The 21,372-nt window shown below is 56.7% G+C and carries 17 protein-coding genes; 8 read left to right on the top strand and 9 right to left on the bottom strand.

Going from position 1 to position 21,372, the window contains the following annotated elements:
- Window positions 1-5: 5 nt before the first annotated feature.
- A complete protein-coding gene (locus QWI16_RS10085; RefSeq protein ID WP_302712823.1) occupies window positions 6-476 on the bottom strand; it encodes a DUF2489 domain-containing protein in 471 nt (156 codons plus the stop codon).
- Entirely contained in the window at window positions 466-1,986 is a 1,521-nt protein-coding gene (locus QWI16_RS10090; protein WP_302712824.1) for a DNA recombination protein RmuC, read from the bottom strand. Before QWI16_RS10090 ends, QWI16_RS10085 begins: the two co-directional genes overlap by 11 nt.
- Before the next feature lie 146 nt (window positions 1,987-2,132).
- Here QWI16_RS10090 and QWI16_RS10095 point away from each other — a divergent pair, with 146 nt between their 5' ends.
- Both QWI16_RS10095 and murI read left to right on the top strand, forming a co-directional pair.
- Window positions 2,133-2,552, top strand: a complete 420-nt coding sequence (locus QWI16_RS10095; protein WP_302712825.1) for a tetratricopeptide repeat protein — start codon at window positions 2,133-2,135, stop codon at window positions 2,550-2,552.
- Window positions 2,545-3,429: a glutamate racemase gene (murI, locus tag QWI16_RS10100; protein ID WP_302712827.1), complete on the top strand. Its 885-nt coding sequence runs from the start codon at window positions 2,545-2,547 to the stop codon at window positions 3,427-3,429. The genes QWI16_RS10095 and murI overlap by 8 nt, the downstream gene beginning before the upstream one ends.
- On the opposite strand, the gene QWI16_RS10105 is transcribed toward murI, so the two are convergent.
- Entirely contained in the window at window positions 3,390-6,398 is a 3,009-nt protein-coding gene (locus tag QWI16_RS10105; RefSeq protein ID WP_302712829.1) for an EAL domain-containing protein, read from the bottom strand. The genes murI and QWI16_RS10105 overlap by 40 nt on opposite strands.
- A 138-nt stretch (window positions 6,399-6,536) precedes the next feature.
- On the opposite strand from QWI16_RS10105, the gene QWI16_RS10110 reads away from it, so the two are divergent.
- The 3 genes from QWI16_RS10110 (at window position 6,537) to QWI16_RS10120 (ending at window position 13,913) form a co-directional block, all read left to right on the top strand.
- Complete coding sequence (locus tag QWI16_RS10110; protein WP_302712830.1) at window positions 6,537-9,230, top strand: PD-(D/E)XK nuclease family protein; 2,694 nt, start codon at window positions 6,537-6,539, stop codon at window positions 9,228-9,230.
- Entirely contained in the window at window positions 9,227-12,670 is a 3,444-nt protein-coding gene (locus QWI16_RS10115; protein WP_302712831.1) for a UvrD-helicase domain-containing protein, read from the top strand. The genes QWI16_RS10110 and QWI16_RS10115 overlap by 4 nt, the downstream gene beginning before the upstream one ends.
- 157 nt (window positions 12,671-12,827) lie before the next feature.
- Window positions 12,828-13,913 (top strand): 3-deoxy-7-phosphoheptulonate synthase, encoded by a 1,086-nt coding sequence (locus tag QWI16_RS10120; protein WP_302712833.1) that lies wholly within the window; start codon window positions 12,828-12,830, stop codon window positions 13,911-13,913.
- 25 nt (window positions 13,914-13,938) lie between these two features.
- Here the strand turns inward: QWI16_RS10120 and QWI16_RS10125 are convergent, their stop codons facing one another.
- From QWI16_RS10125 to QWI16_RS10135, 3 genes are all read right to left on the bottom strand, one after another.
- Window positions 13,939-15,069 (bottom strand): DUF481 domain-containing protein, encoded by a 1,131-nt coding sequence (locus QWI16_RS10125; RefSeq protein ID WP_302712835.1) that lies wholly within the window; start codon window positions 15,067-15,069, stop codon window positions 13,939-13,941.
- A gap of 23 nt (window positions 15,070-15,092) precedes the next feature.
- Complete coding sequence (nfuA, locus tag QWI16_RS10130) at window positions 15,093-15,686, bottom strand: Fe-S biogenesis protein NfuA (RefSeq protein WP_302712837.1); 594 nt, start codon at window positions 15,684-15,686, stop codon at window positions 15,093-15,095.
- Between the two features lie 214 nt (window positions 15,687-15,900).
- Window positions 15,901-16,575, bottom strand: coding sequence for a pseudouridine synthase (locus QWI16_RS10135; RefSeq protein WP_302712839.1), 675 nt, complete (start codon window positions 16,573-16,575; stop codon window positions 15,901-15,903).
- 86 nt (window positions 16,576-16,661) lie between these two features.
- Between QWI16_RS10135 and QWI16_RS10140 the strand changes: the two genes are divergently transcribed.
- A complete protein-coding gene (locus QWI16_RS10140; protein ID WP_302712841.1) occupies window positions 16,662-16,877 on the top strand; it encodes a DUF2970 domain-containing protein in 216 nt (71 codons plus the stop codon).
- A gap of 13 nt (window positions 16,878-16,890) precedes the next feature.
- On the opposite strand, the gene QWI16_RS10145 is transcribed toward QWI16_RS10140, so the two are convergent.
- Complete coding sequence (locus QWI16_RS10145) at window positions 16,891-17,382, bottom strand: MarR family winged helix-turn-helix transcriptional regulator (protein WP_302712843.1); 492 nt, start codon at window positions 17,380-17,382, stop codon at window positions 16,891-16,893.
- Between the two features lie 666 nt (window positions 17,383-18,048).
- Between QWI16_RS10145 and QWI16_RS10150 the strand changes: the two genes are divergently transcribed.
- Together QWI16_RS10150 and QWI16_RS10155 are read left to right on the top strand one after the other, a co-directional pair.
- Window positions 18,049-19,713, top strand: coding sequence for a nitrite/sulfite reductase (locus QWI16_RS10150; RefSeq protein WP_302712845.1), 1,665 nt, complete (start codon window positions 18,049-18,051; stop codon window positions 19,711-19,713).
- Window positions 19,697-20,200 (top strand): DUF934 domain-containing protein, encoded by a 504-nt coding sequence (locus tag QWI16_RS10155; RefSeq protein ID WP_302712847.1) that lies wholly within the window; start codon window positions 19,697-19,699, stop codon window positions 20,198-20,200. Before QWI16_RS10150 ends, QWI16_RS10155 begins: the two co-directional genes overlap by 17 nt.
- A 33-nt stretch (window positions 20,201-20,233) precedes the next feature.
- Here the strand turns inward: QWI16_RS10155 and QWI16_RS10160 are convergent, their stop codons facing one another.
- Together QWI16_RS10160 and QWI16_RS10165 are read right to left on the bottom strand one after the other, a co-directional pair.
- Window positions 20,234-20,857, bottom strand: coding sequence for a MiaE family protein (locus QWI16_RS10160; protein ID WP_302712848.1), 624 nt, complete (start codon window positions 20,855-20,857; stop codon window positions 20,234-20,236).
- Window positions 20,854-21,324, bottom strand: coding sequence for a DUF1289 domain-containing protein (locus QWI16_RS10165; protein WP_302712849.1), 471 nt, complete (start codon window positions 21,322-21,324; stop codon window positions 20,854-20,856). Before QWI16_RS10165 ends, QWI16_RS10160 begins: the two co-directional genes overlap by 4 nt.
- Window positions 21,325-21,372 lie beyond the last annotated feature (48 nt).

Genomic DNA, 21,372 nt, shown 5'->3' on the forward strand with positions numbered 1-21,372 from the left:
ACCGTTTAGAAACTGCGGTGCTGAATTCGCTGCGCCGCATCCAACACAAACTCTCGAAACTGCGCTTCTTTTTCCAGCCGTTCTTTATCGTAGGTCATTTGTTGACGTGGTGTCAGCTGTTTCCATGCATCGAGGATGGGAATGTGAGAAGTGGCGTCACGCAACTGAAAAAACACCGAAAATTCATCGCGCACTGAATCTTCTACGCCGAGACTGTCGAGCAATACGGACAACCGAATACTGGCTTCGGTCAGACTCAGCTCATCGTTTTGTGCAGCAATAGCGATAACGCGGATGCTATTGTTAACGCGCTTGCGCTGCTCCTCACCATGCTCTTGCAGAGCTTCTAGCTGGCGCTTTTGCTGTTGGCGCAGGCGGCGCAATTGATACACATAGTAGCCCGCCATGGCAGCCAGCAAAGCAACTACCGCTGTGGCCGTCACCAGTAATACCATTTTGATAGAGTCAGGGCTCATCCGCTACCTCATCGTCAGTGTCATGATCGCCAAAGGATTCAAGTTGCTTGGGATCTATGGTTTTTTTTGTTTTTGCGCCGAGGGTGCGCAAAGTGTCGACGCGCCGCAGCAAGTTGCCCTTCCCGGTAGACAAACGTTTGTACGCCAAATCGTAGGCCTCTCTGGTTTTGTCGAGATGACCCCCCACATTGTCCAGCGCTTCCAGCAATCGGACAAACTGATCGTGCAGTCCGCCGGCATCCCGGGCAATTCGTTCGGCATTGCGGTTTTGCTTCTCGTGTCGCCAGATATTATCGATGGTACGTAAAATAGCCAGCAAGGTGGTCGGGCTGGCGAGAATGATCTGACGATCATAAGCTTCTTTATAGAGGTTGGTGTCGTACTGCATGGCAAGCATAAAAGCCGCCTCAATCGGAATAAAAATAAAGACAAAATCCAGTGCTTTGAGCCCTGGCAGATCCTCATAGTCTTTAGCACTCAACCCCTTTATGTGCGCCCGCAATGACTGAACATGTCGCTGTATGTGCTGCTGTCGCTCCTGCTCATCATCGCTGTTGCAATAGCGCTCATAGTCTGTAAGGGAGACTTTGGCGTCAATGATAATGTCTTTGCCCTCGGGCAGGTGCACTACCACATCGGGCATGCGGCGCTTGCCATCGGGCGCCTTAATACTCAGCTGGGTTTCATATTCGCGACCTTTTTGCAGGCCCGATTGCTCGAGAAGACGCTCGAGTACCACCTCACCCCAGCCACCCTGAGTCTTGGTGTTACCTTTTAACGCCTGAGCCAAGCTAACCGCGTCCTCACCAATCTTGTGGGCCTGCTTTTGCAGCTCGATGATTTGTCCCGACAAGCGGTTGCGCTCAGCGTTTTCCCGCTCGTAAACGTCTTCCACTTTCTTGCGAAATTCCTGCAGCTGGGATTTAAACGGACTGAGAGTCCCCTCCAGTAAACTCTGACTGGCACTGTTGAACTGCTCGGACTTACGCTCAAACAGCTTATTGGCTGTCAATTCAAACTCGCGCTTGAGCTCGTCTTTGGTGCGCTCGAGAAACGCTGTTTGAGCATTGAGTTGCTCGCGTTCAGCCTCAAGACGGGTTTGCAAATCCCGTTTTTCCTCGCTTAACTGGACAAGTCGCGCTTGTGCTTGCTCCATTTGCTGCGCCTGAGACTCATAATGGCTCAACCGTTCGCGCAAACTCGCGTTACTCTCACCAAGCTCGCTCGCCCTTGCTTGCAGCAGTTCGCACCGCTCTAGAAGCCGATTATGCTCGGTCTGCAGGTGTTCAAGGTTATTGGTGAGCACGGCCTGCTCATGCTGCCACTGCGCCTGCAGCATTTGACCCTGATAATCGCGCTCAACCAATTGCTCGGTTAATTGCCGCTCGCGGGACCTGGAAGGGCGTATCGCCAGCCAGTAGAGAGCAGTTGAGAAGAATATGGCGCCCAGAAATACGCCAGCCGACAAGTCTGCCAAGGGGGCGCTCAAAAAATACTCAAAGATCTCCATGCTCTACACTAGGCCTTCACTTGCTGCGACGGGACTCGCTATACTTGTGGTAGGATTCCGACCCTAAACAGACGGATAATCCGGGATATGCTCAAGAGTTTACCCACTTTGAGCGCTAGCAATATAAGAACGCCATTGACGACTGAATGAGCACTCCAGACCTTACACTGCAGGTACGCCGGCTCTGCGCCGATGGTTACCGCCTATATGACAGCGGCAATTACCGGCTGGCCCTACGCTCATTCTATCAAGCATGGCTGCTGATACCCAAGCCCCAGACTGAGTATGTCGAGGCCGGCTGGGTGCTCACTGCCATTGGCGATGCCTATTTTCGCCTCGGTCAATTTGAACCCGGTTGCGAATCTTTGGTGTCGGCGCTCTGTTGCCCACAGGCCGAGCAAAGTCCTTTTTTGCAGCTTCGCCTCGGCCAGTGCCTCTGGCAGCTTGGACGTGCGCCGGAAGCGCGTAAATATCTCTTCCACGCCTACCAGGCGAGTCCGGATTTGCTCGACAGCGAGCCGTCGTGCTACCTGCAAGCCATTGCTGACTTGGTGAGCAATGACTAAATCCGGTAGTCGGGCACCCCACGTACTGGTTTACGACTCTGGTGTCGGTGGACTGAGTATTTTGGACGAAATTCGCCTGGCGCATCCTGGCCTTAAGGTGAGCTATTTGTCCGACAACGACGGCTTTCCCTATGGCAGAAAACCCTCGACGTTTGTCATTGAACGCTGCCTGAGCGTCCTTAAGAGCTTCCGCTCGCAGACGAGCTCCGCTGCGGATATTCTGGTGATTGCCTGTAACACCGCCAGTACCCTGGCCCTTCCCGCCCTGCGTGAGGAGTTCTCAGAACCCGTGGTCGGTGTAGTCCCCGCCATAAAACCCGCCGCCGAGTATTCCGCTAATCGCTACATCGGGTTATTGGCGACACCGGCTACGATCCGGCGGCCCTATACCCAGCAGTTGATTCAGGACTTCGCGAAAGATTGCCACCTGGTAATGAAAGGCTCTTCGTCTCTGGTCGACCTCGCCGAAAGTAAACTCAGGCAGGCGGTGGTCAACCGGGCTGAATTGCGCTCGGTTTTACGGCGCTTTCGCGAAGCGAACGCCGCCAACCCGCACCCGGAAAAGCTCGACTGCCTAGTGCTCGCCTGCACCCATTTTCCGTTGCTGGCTGACGAAATACAGGACTTTATGGGGCCTCAAGTGCGCTTACTCGATTCTGGCGAAGCCATAGCCCGGCGCGTAGGCTATTGGCTGAGCCAATTGGGGTTGTACACCGGTTCAACCGCCGAAGCGGGCGACACCTGGTTCACCCGGGAAAGCGCCGATACCGACATGCTGGCGCGCGCATTGAAAACAAGAATGTTAAACCCTCCCGGCGTATTGCGCGCCGAGCATCATCAGTCGTTGTCATCGGCAAACAAAAGCGCAATGAAGTGATCTGCCGGCAATGGGCGACTGTACAGAAATCCCTGACCATAATGACAGCCGCAGCCACTCAAAAATTCATGCTGTTCTTTGGTTTCCACTCCCTCGACCACAACCTTGTAGTGAAGACTGTTGGCCATGGCCACAATGAGGGACGTAATCGCGCGATCTTCCTCGTCTTCGGGCAGGTCTTTAACGAAGCTTCGATCCACTTTCAGGCTGTTGATCGGCAAGCGCTTTAGATAACTCAAGGAAGAGTAGCCGGTACCGAAATCGTCAATGGCCAGGCTGCAGCCTTTCTGTCGCAGCTGCTCAAGTCGGGGGATAACGTTCTCCGCGTCCACCATCAGAGTACTTTCTGTCACCTCCAGTTCAAGGGATGCTGCCGCGAGACCCGTCTCACGCAGGCACCGCTCCAGAGTCGTGATAAAGTCCGGCTCATTCAGTTGTCTCGCGGATAAATTCACTGAAATTTTAAAATCTCTGGCTAGGGCCTTTTGAATGCCCTTTGCCTGATAACAGGCCGTTTTTAGTACCCATTTCCCCAGGGGAACAATCAACCCTGACTCCTCGGCGGCAGGAATGAAATCGGCCGGCGACACCATGCCGTGCACCGGGTGATTCCAGCGTACCAGTGCCTCGGCGCCAACAATCTTCTCTGTACCGAGATCAATCAAGGGTTGGTAGTAAAGTTCAAATTGCCCGAATCTTAAGGCCTGACGCAACTCCCGCTCTATAGTCAGGCGCTGCTCCACCGCGAGGTTCATGTCAGCGGTATAAAACTGAAAGGAATTCCTGCCTTTATCCTTCGCCTGGTACATCGCCAGGTCGGCGCTTTTCATCAATGCATCGAGCTCATTACTGTCATCAGGTGCGATGGTGATGCCAATGCTGACGCCGGGCACCACTTCTTTGCCGTGCAGCTCCACCGGATGATTGAGGGCCTGAATGATTTTGTTTGCCACTACGTAGGCATACTGCGGGCTTTCCACCTCATCGAGCATGACCGCAAACTCATCGCCGCCGAGTCGTGCCACCATATCCTCCTGGCGCAAGCACTCGGTCAGGCGTCTGGCGACTTCAATCAGCAGCAGGTCGCCATCCTCGTGACCGAAGGTATCGTTAATCCTTTTGAAGTGATCCAGATCCAGATAGAAGAGCGCCATTTTGTGCCCCGTACGCAGGCAACGGTTGAGGGTGGCGCGCAGCTGAGATTTAAACAAGGTTCGGTTGGCAAGCCCGGTCAGGTGATCGTAATAGGCGAGCTTTTCGACCTCTTGCTGCTTCTCCTTGAGGTCGGTGATGTCTTGGCCGACACAGACATAGTAGTCGGGGCGCTGATCGTTGCCGAGAATGGCCGTTACCGTCTGCATCAACCAAAAATGCTGACCACTGGCCGTGGTCGCCAAATACTCTGCCTGCCATTTCGCCGAGTCCTCGATGTTGCCGCCTCGGGCAAGTTGCGACTGCAGTTTTCTATCAATGTCTTCGAGGGTGATTTTCTCGCTGTTGTTTTCATCCAGTAATAGCGGCCGATAGCGCGTGCAGTCGTCATCAGCGCTAAAGCCGGTTGTTTGCCAGTATTGCGAATTGGCATATTCAATTTTCCAGTCACGATTGAGGATCACCACCAAGCTGGCACTGTTTTCTATGGCGCTCATCAACCGGCGCGATTCAAGACTCGCCTTGTCCAGCAGTGAGATTTTATCGTCGAGTCCGCGCACCAGATGGCGGATCTGATCCAGCATGTTGTTGATGCTTTTACCCAGGCGCGCGATTTCATCGGAGCCACTATCCGGCACACTCATGTACCAGTTTTCTCGGTCTATGCGACTGGTGGCATCAGCCAGGGCACTGATCCGTCGCACCACATAGCGGCGGATGCTGAAAAACAGCACCACAAACAAGAAAACGGCGAGCAAAATAATGTTGATGTACACCGATATCATGGACTCGCGGAACCGAGTTTCGATCAAGCTGTGCGGGTAGTAAAAGCTGATAAACCATTCCATTTTATCCAGGCGGTTGGCAACCACGTGAACAGGCTTACCGTCGATGCTTGCTCTCGCTACTTCCCCAAGAGAAACGCTGCCCGCAGCGACCCCGGCCATATAGTCAGCGGCGCCAACCTCTGGCTCACCCGGGGCATTCAGCAGTGGATAGTCTTCACTGCGCTGTCCGACGTCGGGGCGCTGTGCACTGTGAATGACCAGCTGGCCCTCATCATCGTAAATAAGCGCCATAATCTGGTCACCATCGGTATCCAGATCGCTCAGCTTGCCCAGCAGATAACTGACATTGATATCCCCGCCGATCACCCCAACAAAGTCGTCTTGCTCATACACGGGGACAATGAGAGACGTCATCCACTCCCCGCTGTAGGCATCAAAATAAATGGGTGTCCATTGCGGTGCTCTCTGTGGATTTTGCTCTGGGGTGGCAATGGTATAAAAAATCTCTGTGGTCACATCGTGATCGGGGCGATGATTGATGGCGATAGTTTGGGGCCAGACCCGGGAGACCCGCTCGCGACTAATAAAGTAAAACGCACTGAACACGCCATCGACAACGGGGGTAACTCTCTCCCAGGCGAGCTGAGACGCATGGGCGAGCTGGTTGATGCGGGCATCTATGGGCTGATCCCGGTGGACAAATACGCCGGAGTAGCGATCCATCTTGCGGTAGGCACCGTCGGCGTCGCGGTACTCACGCAAATCCGGTTCTAGGACGCGGGGTTGAGACAGTGCCTCTAGCAAAACATCCCGCGCCCCTAAAAGGGTGTCGGCCCGAGCCTGCAGCTCATCCTCCAGATAGTGGCTGTAACGTGACGACAGCGACAACAGACGGTTATCGTAAAGGGTTTGGATGCGGCGGGTTTCTGCAAACCCCACGCGCACCGCTCCCAGAATGCCGCTGAGAATGACAAAGCCAATAACGATGAGCAGCAGTTTAGCGTTGAGTGAGCGAATAGTCGGCCGCAAAAAAACTCCAGAAATGTCCGAGCCTGTCTCTGAACCTTATACTACATTTTGTGGCGCCCGATAACACCTTACGCTTCTTGCGATTGATAGGGCCTTGACCTTACACTGGCGCCTGATTGCAGAGGGATACAAGCGCCGATGGCCGCCGTACTGTTTGATATTAGCCCAGTTTATGAGGATTTAAAGCGCGGCCGGTTAATTCTCACCGCCAACAATCGCCAGCGCAACCAAATACTGCGCGCTTATCACAACGCCCAAAGTGTGCACTCAAACTGCTGGAAAGAACCCAGAGTGCAGGCCTTGGGTCAGTGGCTAGAGGGGCTCTGGCAACAGCTGCAGCTCAATGGCCAGGCCGGCTCCGAAAAAACCCTCGCAAGCTCAGCGCAACTGAACTTTCTCTGGGAGTCGGTGATCGGCGAATCGGAACTTGCCAGTGGGCTGATGCGTCCCCACCAGCTCTCGGGCAAAGCAGAATCGGCCCGCACCAGCCTTGAACTCTGGCTGTGCCCAGTGTCCGAGCTGGACAAATGGCCCGAGGCAGATCCCGCTTTCCGGCTCTGGTATGAGCGCTTTTTAGCCCGTCTCGACGAGCACCAACTGCTCACACGAGAAGATCTACAGAGGCGGTTGCTTAGCGCCTACCACGACCGACAGCTTGCGCAAGAAGAAAACGCCTGGCTCTATGGCTTTGACGATGTTCCGCCACTGACCGCCGAGCTGTTTCGCGAGGCACTGCCCAGCGCTCAGGCGCTAGACCACTCAACACAGCAACCACGCAGCCTCTGTCTGACCTCGGCCCCCGATGCGGAAGAAGAAATCCGCCGCGCGGCGCGCTGGGCCGACGACGTCTTGCATGCACACCCAGACGCCGCTATCGGCATTGTAGTGCCCGATCTCGGTCAGCAGCGAGCCAGGGTTGAGCGAGTCTTTCAGGAAGTATTTAACCCCCGTGCCCCTGCACCGGAAGTGTCTCGTACGGTAGCGCCGTTTAACTTCTCGGCGGGGACGCCACTGGCGAGCGCACCGGTGGTTCAAACCGCGCTGGATCTCATCGCCCTGCACCTTCACCCTCAGACGACTGACTTTACTTGTCAGCTGCTGCTCGATGTTTTCTGGGGCGACTACCCCCAAGAGCTGCCCTTGCGCACAGCGTGCGCCATTGCACTCAGGGGGAAATGCCGACGGGAACTCACCGGCATTCAGGTGCGCGAGTGTGTCCGTGCGCTCACCGATCGGTTTGCCAGTGCCGCGGCGCTTGCCCGCACCTTGGAGATCACCCGCGATCTAGAACGCGAAAAGCACCATCGACAAACCCTGCCCTATTGGTTCGAACGCATTCAGCAGACCTTGAGCGCCCTCGGCTGGCCCGGCAGCCGTCGGCTCGATAGTGTTGAGTATCAACAGGTGCAGCGCTGGTATGAGACACTGGACGAGATGGCCCGCTTGGCGCATTTGCAGAGCGGCTTTACGCTCGTGGAATTGCTGCCACTGATGCGCAGAACCCTCGAGCGCACGCCGTTTCAGCCCCAGACACCTGACTCGCCGATTCAGGTACTCGGCACGCTGGAAGCCTCAGGTTTGCAATTCACCCACTGCTGGATCATGGGCATGCACCACCGCGCTTGGCCGCCGGCGCCCGAACCCAATCCGCTGTTGCCGGTGGGCTTGCAACGCCAGTGGCGCATGCCCAGAGCCAGCGCCGAGCGCGAGCTAAACTACGCCGAGCGCCTGACCGAAACACTGAGCCACTGCGCCACCACCATAATTTTCAGCTACCCAGAAACCCAGGCGGATCAACCCCTGAGACCGAGCGCCCTGATGCAACAGCTGCCTCGTGAGAGCCGCATCGGTGAATCACAGCCGGCGGTTTTCCAGGACAATTATCGGCTTTTTGCCCTCAGCGGCCTGCTTGAGCCGGTGGCAGCGGACTTCGGACCACCCTTGGGTTCGGTCAAAATTCCCGGCGGCACGGGCTTTTTCAAAGCCCAGGCCGCCTGCCCGTTTAGTGCCTTCGCGCGCTACCGCCTGGGCGCCCGAGAGCGGGACCGTGCAGTGCTCGGATTCTCGCCCGCCGAGCGAGGTATTGCCCTGCACCGCATACTCGCCGAGTTTTGGGAGAAAACGCGCAGCCTGAGCGCGCTGCAGACACAGACTGCTGCACAGCTCCAGCAGCAAGTAGACGCTCTTTGCCACAACGCCATTGCCGAGATTGCCGGCAAGCGCCGCGGCGAGCTCACTCCAGGCTTCTGCGAACTCGAGGCCTCTCGCCTGAGCGCACAGATCATGGCCTGGCTCGAACGAGAGCGCGAAAGGCCCGACTTCACCGTTGAGTGGATCGAAAAGGCCGAGCGGGTATCCTTCGCCGGGCTGGAGTTCAGCGTCCGAATAGACAGAATGGACCGGCTCGTCGACGAATCCCGGCTAATCATCGACTACAAAACCGGCAACGCCAAACCCAATGCCTGGCGCAGCACCGCACTCAGTGATCCCCAGCTGCCCCTATACGCCTGTACACTTTTGCCAAACGAGCTGAGCGCCATCGCCTTTGCCGTCATCAACGCCCGGCAACAAGCGCTCGATGGGTGGGGAGAGCAAAAGCTACCCATCGAAGGCATCAAAACCCCCGAGGCGGGCGATTGGGCGGCGCAACGGCAAGCCTGGCAACTGACCTTGGAGCAACTGGCCAATGAAATAAAGGCCGGCTTCGCCGGCGCGGTGTACCGTTTTGCCGAGGCCCAGCGCTTTGATGAAGACATACGCCCCCTGATTCGCATCAATGAACAGCGCGACCTACAGCACTGGTTGGCAAGCCAGCGGAAGCCTGCTTTATGAGCCAGACCAAACGCCCCGAAGACTTTAAAGCGCGCCAAGAGGCTCTCAATCCCGAGGGGTCCTTCGCCGTCTCGGCGCCCGCCGGATCCGGCAAAACCGGCTTGTTGACTCACCGTGTCCTGAAGCTGCTTCGGCGAGTAGAGGCCCCGGAGCAAGTGCTGGCGATAACCTTTACCAATAAAGCTGCCAGCGAGATGCAAGAGCGAATCCTCAAAGCACTGGACAGCGCCGCCCATGATCCAGAACCGGCATCAGAGCACGACAGTGCGCTGTGGCTCAGCGCCCGGGAGCTGCTGGAGCACGACCGACAGAACAATTGGAACCTGTTGCGTAACCCCGGACGCCTGCGAGTGCAGACCATTGATGGCCTGTGCCGCTCCATCGCCGCTCAACTGCCCTTCCAGAGCGCACTTGGCGCCCTGCCCGAAACCATTGACGATCCCGAACCGGTATACCGCGAAGCGGCGCGAGCCCTACTCCACCAAGTGGGGCAGCCCGATGCCACAGGCCAGGCTCTGGCCCGCCTCAGTTTGCATCTGGACAATCATCTGGAAAACCTGATGGCACTGTTTGTCAGGCTGCTCGGCAAGCGCGAGCAGTGGCTACCGGTCATTCTGTCGATTGCCGGTGTCAGTGCCCGCCCGTACCTAGAGCAGGTGCTGCAGGATGTGATTGAAGAGCATCAGCGCAGGGTTACCCGTCTGCTCGCGCCGGTCGCCAGCGAGCTGGCCCTGCTGATTGACGGCGCCGCGAATTATTTGCAAGAGAACCAACCCGGGCATCCGCTGGCACCTTTGGCCGGCAGCGCAGGTTTGCCAGAGTCGCATTACTCGGCTCTGCCCCATTGGCTTGCCCTGGTCGATGTATTGCTGACCGCGGACAACCACTATCGAAAATCCGTCACCGTCCGCCAGGGCGTGCCGGCGGGCGCTGCCGGCAAGACCCAAAAAGCGCGCTTCGGGCAGATTGTCGAGACACTCGAGGCGCTCAGCCCGGAGGCCTGCGAAGCGCTGGGTGAGATTCGGACCCTGCCCGCGCCCCACTACACCGATGACGAGTGGCAGCTGCTCGAAGGCCTCACGGAGCTGCTGCCGCGGTTGGCGGCCCAGCTCTGGCTGCAATTTGCCGAGCAAGGGGGTACGGACTTTACCGCCATTACCCTGGCGGCACTGGACGCTCTGGGCGATGCCCAGGCACCGACCGACATCGCCCTTAAGCTCGACTATCAAGTTCGCCATATTCTGGTCGATGAGTTTCAGGACACCTCACTCCCTCAGCTGCAGTTGCTGGAAAAGCTCACTCACGGTTGGGAGGCAGGTGATGGGCGAACCCTTTTTATTGTCGGGGACGGCATGCAGTCGTGTTATGGCTTTCGCAACGCCAACGTCGGTTTATTCCTTCAGGCACGCCAGCAGGGAATTGGTTCGGTGGCCCTGACACCGCTGGATCTGAGCGTTAACTTTCGCTCTGAGGCCGGTGTTGTCAATTGGGTGAATCGCAGTTTCTCCGGCGTCTTCCCCGCTCAGGACGACATTTCCCGCGGCGCGGTTAGCTACTCACCCTCCACCGCATTCAAAGCCGAGGGGGATATGCCCGCCGTCGACATTTATCTCAGCGACTACGACGATGAGCTGACCAATAGGCAGAGCGCTCGTCTGAATGAGGCCGCCGCCATCGCCGGGTTAGTGGCGCAGGCTCTGCAAGAGCGCCCTGAAGACAGCATTGCCGTGCTCGGGCGCAATCGCGCCCACTTGAGCGAAGTGACCGCCGAGCTGAACCGGGCGGGTATGGCCTTTCAGGCACAGGACATGGACTCGCTGGCGAGCCGAATGGTGATTATCGACTTGCTGACACTGACGCGGGCCCTGTTGCAGCCGGACAACCGCAACGCCTGGCTGGCCTTGCTGCGCACTCCCTGGTTTGGACTCGATTTAATGGATCTGCATGCCCTGGTGCGCTCCGATCCTGAAAACAGCGTGCCCGAGCCACGAGACCCTGGTGGCTTTCCCTTTGTCTGGGAGCGGCTGTTCGATGCCCAGGCGCACTCTGAACTCAGCCAAGCAGGCAAAGCTCTGTGCGTAAGAGGCGCCGAGGTACTTGCCCAGGTGATGGCGCAAGCCCAACGCAAAAGTCTGCGCGACTGGGTGTACGGTGCCTGGCTGGCACTCGGAGGCCCCGCTGCGCTGCTTGATGACAGTGAACACACCGATGCAAGACAGTTCTTTGAATTGCTGGAAAGGTTCGACGCAGGACATAAAATTCGCGACTGGGAGGGGTTTGAGCGCGCCATCAACCGGCTTTATGCCGCTCCGACGCAGACCGCGGACAGCAAAGTGCAATTGATGACCCTGCATAAATCCAAAGGGCTCGAATTCGATACCGTGATCATTCCGGGGCTGGATCGAGGCAGCCGCGCTGACGATAAATCTCTCTTACTCTGGCGCGAGCGAATCGGCCCGGCCGGACAAAACCAGTTATTGCTCGGTCCGATCGCCCCCGAGGGGCAGAATCAAAGCCCGCTGTACAACTATCTTAAAGCCGAGCAGAAACAGCAGGATGCTCACGAAGCCAATCGGTTGCTGTACGTCGGTTGCACGCGGGCAATAAAGCGCCTGATATTGACCGGTTGTTGCAAACTGGGCACGGAAGATAGCCTCGCTGAGGCGAAGCCGGCCGGCCACCTGAGGGCCCTCTGGCCTGCGGTAGGCACTCAAGCACGGCGCATACCGGCCTCGCTCCAGCGATCGACCGCTGCACCTACAGATCCAAGAGAGCTTGAGCGCAGCGCCATCCGCCGCCTCACCGCTGACTGGGTTGCCCCGGTGTGGCAGGACAATCCACGCCTGGCGCACCTGCGCGGCCGCGAGCTGGGTGACGAGGAAAACCTGCCCGAGCGCGAGACCGCCCAGGCCCGTCAGGCGAGGCTGACAGGTACTGTCATACACCGCATTCTGGAGCAGCTGGCCCGAGGCCCACTGCCGCGGGACATCGATGCTTACATAGACCGCAATCGGCCGCTTTGGCAGCGGCAACTGGCACAAGAAGGCGTATTCCCCGACGAGTTAGGCGTGCAGTTAGACAAAGTGTGCCGTTGTGTTGCGCGGACACTCAACAGTGAGACGGGACGTTGGCTGCTGGATGCCTCACATCAAGACTCTGCGACCGAAGTTGCCTATGTCGGCAAAGAGGCTGGCAAGTTTCGCCGGCAGGTGGTGGACCGCACCTTTGTCGACGCCGGCCAGCGCTGGGTGATCGACTATAAAACCTCAGAGCCCTTACCTGGGCAGCCAGCGGAGCATTTTCGCGCCCAATTAATCGCTGATTACACCGGTCAACTACGCCGCTACGGCGCCTTGTTTGCCGGTGAGAACCCACCCTGCCGCCTTGCCATTTTCTGCCCGACCCTCGATGAGCAGCAGATGTTTATCGAAATTCGATAGGCAGCTTTCAGGCAATAGCTTCTTAATATCCCGCTTATTGGTAAAATCATCACCAAAAACCCATTAAATTTCAGTAGAATAGCCTTTCGTCGCGCGCTCAGCGAAAACCTGAGGTCCGGGACGCCTCGACAACATAAAATGATGAACTGGAAAGCGAATGTCACACGAAACTCAAGACGCAGCCATTGACGACCTGAATGTGGTCTCTCAGGAGCTGCTCATCTCGCCGGCAGAGCTCAAGCGCGAGCTGCCTCTGACCGATAGCGCACGCCAGGCGATCACCCAGGGTCGTGCCACTATCCGCAAAATCCTCGATCGTGAAGATCCGCGTATTTTCGTCGTGATTGGCCCCTGCTCGATCCACGATGTGGAAGCGGCCAAGGATTATGCGGCTCGCCTGAAGAAGTTGGCCGACGAAGTCAGCGATAGTATCTATGTTGTCATGCGTGTCTATTTTGAAAAGCCAAGAACCACTGTCGGCTGGAAAGGTTTAATCAACGACCCTTACCTGAACGATTCATTCAAGATTCAGGAGGGGCTGCACATCGGCCGCAAGCTGCTGCTGGACATTGCCGAGATGGGCTTGCCCACCGCCACCGAGGCGCTGGATCCGATTTCCCCGCAGTACCTGCAGGATTTAATCAGCTGGTCTGCCATTGGCGCCCGCACCACCGAGTCCCAGACGCACCGGGAGATGGCCAGCGGCCTGTCCTCGGCCGTCGGCTTCAAAAATGGCACCGACGGCAGCCTTACTGTCGCCATCAATGCCCTGCAGTCGGTCTCAAAACCGCATCGTTTTCTCGGCATCAACTCCGAGGGCCAGGTGTCCATCATCCATACCCGCGGAAATCAGTACGGCCATGTAGTGCTGCGCGGCGGCAATGGTAAGCCCAATTACGACTCAGTCAGCGTCGCCATGTGCGAAGAAGAGTTGAACAAGGCCAAGGTACTTCCCAACATCATGGTTGATTGCAGCCACGCCAATTCCAACAAAGACCATAACCTGCAGCCTTTGGTCATGGATAATGTTGCCAACCAAATCATGGAAGGCAATAAGTCTATTATCGGGCTAATGGTCGAGAGCAACATCGGCGCCGGCAGCCAGAAGATACCGGAAGATTTGAGCCAGCTCGAATACGGTGTCTCGGTGACCGATGCCTGTATCGACTGGGAAGCTACCGAACGCGCCTTGCGCAGCATGCGCGATAAAATCAAACCAGTTCTCGCCCAGCGCAACCGCTAAGACGCTAACCGGCGCGAGCCGCCGGTTAGTAATTCCAGGTTAAACCAATGGTCAGGGTGTAATCGTTTTTCTCCGGCAGCTCTCCATTTTCGTCTACCTGGGGCTTTTCGGTCCGGTTCCATGAGTAGGTCAAATCCAGCTCCAGGCGATCGGTAATGTCCAGGCTCAGGCTGCTCTCCAGGTAGTGCTTGTAGCGGCCGGTTTCCTCATTGGTAAATTGCGGCTCATAGGACAGATAGTAAGTAATATCATCCGTAATGTCCCATTTCAAATTGGCGTCGGCAAGAAAAGCCCCTGTCTCCTGCGTCAAGTCCTGACCGGCTGGCGCTGTAGTGAACTCTTGATACTGGTAACCCGGCCCGCCACTGACCGATAAGGTCACAGCCCTATTATCGATCAGGTAGTAACCGATAAAGACACCGTAGGTAGCTCGGGCATCAATATTCTGAAAGCGATCCCGATAATACTCAATGTAGCCTGGGGTCCAGTAGAGTGAGGTGCCGATAAAGCGATCCCACCGGCTGTTGGCTCTGTGGCTCTCCTCACTCTGGACGCCATCGGTCTCGTCCATGGCGCCTTTGTAACTGATACTGAACCTTGAGAGCGCCGTGCGTCTCGCCACACCCAGATCAATGTTGTATGACTTTTCGCGGACATTGCCCCCCTTGAGGGACCCGCCAAGGCCTATTTCGGTACGCCATAAATCGCGCTCGCGCTCTCCCTTGACCGTCATGGCGACAATCGCCGAGCGGGCATAGCGCTCTTTCAGCGGACCGGCAAAACTCAGGTACTGTTCGTCGATAACAACCGGGCCATAGACGGTTTCGCCATTACTGAGGCGCACGCCCATACTACGGGCCGACAGCACGCGGGTGACGTCATCGTCCCAGTCGAGCGTCAGCTCATTGAAATGGTCAGAATCGAAGTTGAGTTTTTTGTCGTAGAGGCCAATGATCTCCCCCTTGATCCATTCGCCGGAGTCCAGCTGCACCCAATCCCAACCGGCGAGGCGCTCAGGAGGTGCTGGCCAAACGCCACCGTGGGGAGATTCTTGTGCTTGGCTGAATGCGGAGGGAGCGATCGAGCAGAGTGAAACGACAAGGCCCAGTGCGAGCGACAGATGTGTCACAAAGCGGCGCACTGGGTCTCTGGCCATGTTGGTCGCTCAGGCTGCCGGTGTCAGAAATAGGCTTGGGTGCGATCAGTGTGATCGGTAATGTCCCGAATACCTTTTAATTCTGGAAGCTTGTCCATCAGCGCAACCTCTACCCCGTTTTTAAGGGTTAAGTCTACCGCGCTGCACCCCTGGCAGCCACCCCCGAAGCGCAAAATGGCGTAGCTGTCATCGGTGACCTCTACCAAGCTCACTTCGCCGCCGTGGGCGGCCAAGCCGGGGTTCACCTCGTTATAGAGGACATAATTGATTCTGTCCTCCAACGGACTGTCGTCGGTCACCTGAGGCATTTTCGAATTCGGCGCCCGTATCGTCAGCTGTCCGCCCATACGGTCGGCCGAGTAATCCACCTTGGCGTCTTTTAAAAACGGCAGACTGCGCTCTTCAAAGTAGGCCTGAAAACCGTCCAACACCATGCTGACGTCACCTTCTTTGACCTCACCGGGCCGACAATAGGCAATGCAGGTCTCTGCCTGAGGGGTTCCCGGATTGGCCACGAACATGCGAATGCCAACGTCATCACTATCGGACTGCTTTTGCAGCAACTCTTTAAGATAGGTTTGCGCCGAGGGAGTGATATCTACATCTATATTAGCCATAGTGAGGAGCTTGCACCTGTATACCTGATTAATTTACTCAGGTATTTTACTTCACTTTGCCGCAGATTAAAAACGGCTCGAGATCATCAAAATGCGAGCGGCCCGGCTGACCACAGGATCTCCGGTGTTTTTCCGTTTCCGGGTGCGCGCCCGGAGGGCCCTCATCAAGGGTCTGAGCGCTTGATATGCGGCACAACGTTTCGAAAGCCCGTTGTTAAAAAGGGCACGGGCTGATAACCGAAACCTGCTCGCCAGTGACGGGATGTCGAAAGCGCAGCTCAGTGGCGTGCAACCGAAGACGCTCCGCACTAGAGCGAATGGGCTCGGGGGCGTAAAAGGCGCAACCGAGAATCGGGTGGCCAATGGCCGCCAAGTGCAGCCTCAGCTGATGTGAGCGCCCGGTCGCCGGCTCTAGTGAGACCTGCGAGGTGTCACTGACCTGCCAGTAGTGATCCACTCGGTAGCGGGTTAATGAGGGCTTGCCGGTCTCTGGACATATTTTGTATTTGGGGCGGTTATCCTGATCCGGCGCGATCGGCAGGTCAATCTCCCCGTGGTGCTCTGCCAAAGCCCCCGAGACATGGGCGGTGTAGCGTTTGTAGGTTTCGCGCTCCTGGAATTGCCGGGCGATGGCGCCATGGGCCTTTTTATTGAGCGCCACCACCATAACCCCCGATGTATCAAAATCCAGCCGGTGGATTATACTGGCACCGGGGTAATCGCGCTCCAGTCGTGACAGAACGCAATCGTCATTGTCTGGGTGGCGGCCGGGCACGCTCAACAGCCCTGCCGGCTTGTCCACCAAAAGGAAGTGTTTGTCTTCACGGAGAAGCCCTATTGCTTGATCGCAGGGCGGCAGTACGGCCAACTGGTCTATCGGTGTGCTCATAAGGAAATAAACTGGTACTCTGTTGAACCTTGGGAAGACATGAAAGTGTACCCCAAGCACCGATTGACTGTTAGTAGATGCCCGCAATGAGCCAAACCGAGCCAAAAAAACCACAAAAACCCGGTGTTTTTCAGATCATTCTGAGCACCCTCGCCGCCGCCTTCGGTGTGCAAAGCAACAAAAACCGCGAGCGGGACTTCAGCCAGGGCAATCTTTACATCTACATTGTTGCCGGTATCAGTTTTACCCTGATCTTCGTCCTCAGCCTCGTGTTTCTGGTGCGCCAGCTGCTTCAAAGCTGACCGGTACGAGTGGTTAATCCAGGTTACGCCATAAAGTGTTGCTCTCCAGGCCGCCCGCCCGCAGTAGCTTCTGTAGGTTACCCTTAAAGGCCCTCACCTCCGTGGGCGGCAAGTGAGATAAAAATGACGCCTGATGTGCTTTTGCCAGTTCATCGATACGCCGCATTTTCAGGCGCCCGCTCTGAGTCAGGCGCACCTTAACCGAACGGCGGTCACCGTGGTCATGCTCTCTGACAACCAACCCTTTATCCGCCAGCCGGTCCAGCAAACGAGTGACGGCTGAGCGATCGACGCCCACAAAATCAGCAATTTGAGCAGGCGTCTCGACCTGACCATGATACAAGGTGTTCAAGGCAAGCCACTGGGGCCAGGACACGTCTACTTCCTTCAGCGCCAGATTAAAGCTCTCGCGCATGGCGCCAGCCAGTCGGTTGACCCAGTAGACCAAGCTGTTGTGAACCTGAAAGCCCGCTTTATCACTGTGCTCTGAATCTCTGCCCAACATATCCACCCCCGCAGCCATAGATCCAGTGAGTTTGGCAGCCTTTAATTGACTCAGCAACTAAAGCTTCTGTGGAGCCCGAATGTCAGAGGGAAGTTACGGTAAGAGCTTGAGCGAGCCGTTCAGAGTCGCAATACACACTAACGTTACTAAGGGGGAGGAGAAGGCTGGAAGTTACAGGCAGAGGCCTGGGGCAACCCCCCTAAGGGCGCCCCGGCTCTGTGGTTCAGCAGGCCTTGATTATTGGCCGCTAATCCAGAAAATACAGGTAGCAACGAAGATGGCGATTAGCGAAACCGCAGCGATCGCATCCGCCACGCTGTCACCCTGATCTTGCATTTCAATTTGCTCGTTCATTATTTTTATTCTCCCCCGATTAGGTTGTTCTCAAAGGACTATGGCGGCGCCATTGCCCAAGACCAGCACTCCCTGCAAATGTTAAAAAATGTTCCACGCGTATGCTTTCTTATACACAATCTGAGCAAACTGATCAACCCCTGACCCGGTTATAACCAAATATTTCAAGGATAGTGAAAACAATTCGTTCAAATCCCGCGTAGATCTTGCTACCTTGCGCCGGTCCGGGCCCTCGCGATTGCCGGTGTTTTACTGTATCCTTGCGCGCCTGCAACGCCCTGCCCGGGTTCTTCATGCAACGGTAAATGATCTATGTATATTTACGACCATTATGACCACGAAATTCTGCGCCAGCGGGTGGCGCAATTTCGCGATCAAACCCAGCGCTATCTGGCCGGCGAGCTGGCCGATGCCGAGTTTCTCCCCCTGCGCCTGCAAAACGGCCTCTACATTCAGCGCCTGGCGCCCATGCTGCGGATCAACGTGCCCTATGGCATGCTCAACACCCAGCAGTTACGGCGGCTGGCCCGCATAGCCCGGGATTACGATAAAGGCTACTGCCACGTCAGCACGCGTCAGAACATCCAGTACAACTGGCCAAACCTCGAGCAGGTACCTGACATCCTGGCGGAGTTGGCCGAGGTTGAGATGCACGGCACTCAATCCAGCGGTAACTGCATTCGCAACATTACTTCAGACCAGTTTGCCGGCACCGCCCCGGATGAAGTGGTAGACCCACGGCCCTACTGCGAAATCATTCGCCAGTGGTCGAGCTTTCACCCGGAATTCGCGTTTTTGCCGCGCAAGTTCAAAATTGCCATTTCTGGATCGCAAATGGACCGGGCGGCCATACAGGTTCACGACATCGGCCTGCAACTGGTGACAAACGACGCAGGCGATATCGGTTTTAAGGTCTTGGTTGGCGGCGGCCTGGGGCGCACCCCGGTCATTGGTAGCGTGATTCGCGACTACCTGCCGGAGGCGCACATTCTGACTTACCTCGAGGCCATTTTGCGGGTCTACAACCTGCACGGCCGCCGCGACAACAAGTACAAGGCCCGCATTAAAATTCTGGTGCGCGCCATGGGTCCGGAGACCTTCGCACAGGCGGTGGAAGAGGAGTGGCAGCACCTTAAAGGAGCTCAGAGTACTCTGCGCAGTGAGGATATTGAGCGGGCTAAGAGCTACTTTACCGAACCCGACTATCAAACGCTGAACGACGCCCAGGCTCAGGCCGGAGTGGACGCCCTGGCAGGAGAGCACCTTGCCTTTTCCAAATGGCTGCAGCGCAACGTTCGCGCCCACCGCGTACCCGGCTACGCGGCCGTCACTTTGTCGCTAAAACCCACTGGCATTGCGCCCGGTGACGTTACTGACAGCCAGTTGGAGCGCATTGCCGATCTGGCTGAGCGCTTTAGTTTTGGCGAGGTGCGTACCACCCACGAGCAAAACATGGTGCTGGCCGATGTGCGCAAGGACGAGTTGTTCGAACTTTGGCAGGCCGCCCGGGAAGCGGGCTTCGCCACGCCCAATATCGGCACGCTGACCGACATTATCTGCTGCCCCGGAGGCGACTTTTGCTCTTTGGCGAACGCCAAGTCTATCCCGATCGCAGAGGCCATTCAGCGCCAGTTTAGCGACCTCGATTATGTCTATGATCTGGGCGATCTGGATCTGAATATTTCCGGCTGCATGAACGCCTGTGGGCATCACCACGTGGGCCATATAGGCGTGCTCGGTGTCGATAAAAAAGGCGAAGAGTTTTATCAGGTGATGCTGGGCGGCAACGCCAGCAATGACGCCTCTCTTGCGAAAGTGCTCGGCCCCGCGTTTGAGGCTGAGCAGATGCCCGAAGTGGTTCAAAACCTGGTCAATGTGTATCTGGAAAACCGTACCGATGAAGAGTTGTTTATCGATACCTACAATCGCATCGGGATAGTCCCCTTCAAGGAGCGTGTGTATGCCAAAGCTGGTTAAAGATGGCGCCATAATCGAAGACACCTGGCAGCGCCTGGACAAGCCCGCTGGCGATGCCGCTGACGTCGCCGTGCCCGAAGGGCAGGTGATTGTGCCCTTGAGTGTGTGGCTGGCCCAGCGCAATGCTTTACAGGCGCGCAGGGACATAGGCGTTTGGATTGACAGCGATGAGAACGCGCTCGAGCTCGGGGAAGACGCCAAGACGCTACCGCTGGTGGCGGTTCACTTTCCAGGGTTTATGGACGGTCGCGCCTTCTCCTCGGCCCGACTTCTGAGAGAGCGCCTCGGTTTTGAGGGAGAGCTTCGCGCCGTGGGCGCTTTTATTCGTGATCAGCTGTGCTATCTCTCACGCTGCGGCGTCAACGCATTTCGCTTTGACGATGAGACCACGGACCTCGAGCAGGCAAAAAACTCCCTAAAGGACTTTACGGAGTTTTATCAAGCCGGCGTAGACCAACCGGTTCCCCTGTTTCGCCGAAGAGCCTGAGACGCGAGCCGGGGGGCGCGGGCAAACCGCCCGCTAGCCGCTTGCGGCGTCTTTTGTCAGAGGGCCGCTGTGGAACCTGAAAGCTTCATCGTCTGCCTCGATCAGAGCTCTTTCCCGTTCAAGAAAATAGCCGACACGCGCCTCGATTTCATCGCCTCCCGCTGCTTTTTGAGCCAGTGTCAGATAATCCTTAAAGTGTCGCGCTTCTGATTTCAGCAGTGACAGATAAAACTGTTGCAGTTCCTCGTCCAGGTGAGGCGCCAGCTTGGCAAATCGCTCGCACGAGCGCGCCTCAATAATTGCACCCACGATCAGTGTGTCAATTAACCTGCCCGGTTCATGGGTGCGTACTGGCTTTCGTAACTCGGCGGCGTAACGCGAGGCGGCGATTTGCTCATAGGCGATACCCCGTTTTTCCATCAGGGCAATCACCTGCTCGAAGTGCCGAAGCTCCTCGCGGGCCAGGCGTGACATTTTGTTGAGCAGCTCAAAATCCGCCACATAGCGATACATCAGGTGCATCGCAGTAGAAGCGGCTTTTTTCTCACAGTTAGCGTGATCAAGCAGCAAGAGCGCCGGGTGGGCGATGGCATTCGCTACCCAGGCATCGGGGGTTTCGCAACGTAAAAACTGATGGATTTCGCTGAGGTCGGTCATCGTTGTTCCGCCGGGTGCAGCCCCGGTTCGATATAGCGCTCGTAATAAGCGCAAGAAAGCGCGTAAAAATCTTTGTCAATGTCATCGCGCAGGGTCACCAGGGACAGCCCCCGCCATTCGGGCCTAAGAGCCAGACCATAGACGGCTAGATCACTGATCTGGCTGGCACCGGCGCGCAATAGATCAAACACCCAACACTCCGGGCTCTGCTCAGGCTTGAAGAGAATTTGCTGGTGCTTTATTTGCGCGAGCAGCAGCGACTCGTCGAGCACTACAAAACGATTGGCCACCACTTGCGTGAGGTAGGATTCAAGGCGCCTGGCAATAATACGGCGCTGCTGTTCGGTGTAGGCATTCCAGTGAATGACCTCGTGGGCAAATCGCTTGCAGCCACGGCAGACACTGTCACCAATACCGGTGGAACAGATACCGACGCAGGGGGTTTTGACGGGCTTGAAAACGGCCATGAGACTCCACAGGGGCAAATCAAGGCCGCATTTTACACCACCATTAAC

It is taken from the genome of Gilvimarinus algae (assembly GCF_030518215.1).
Taxonomy (GTDB): domain Bacteria; phylum Pseudomonadota; class Gammaproteobacteria; order Pseudomonadales; family Cellvibrionaceae; genus Gilvimarinus; species Gilvimarinus algae.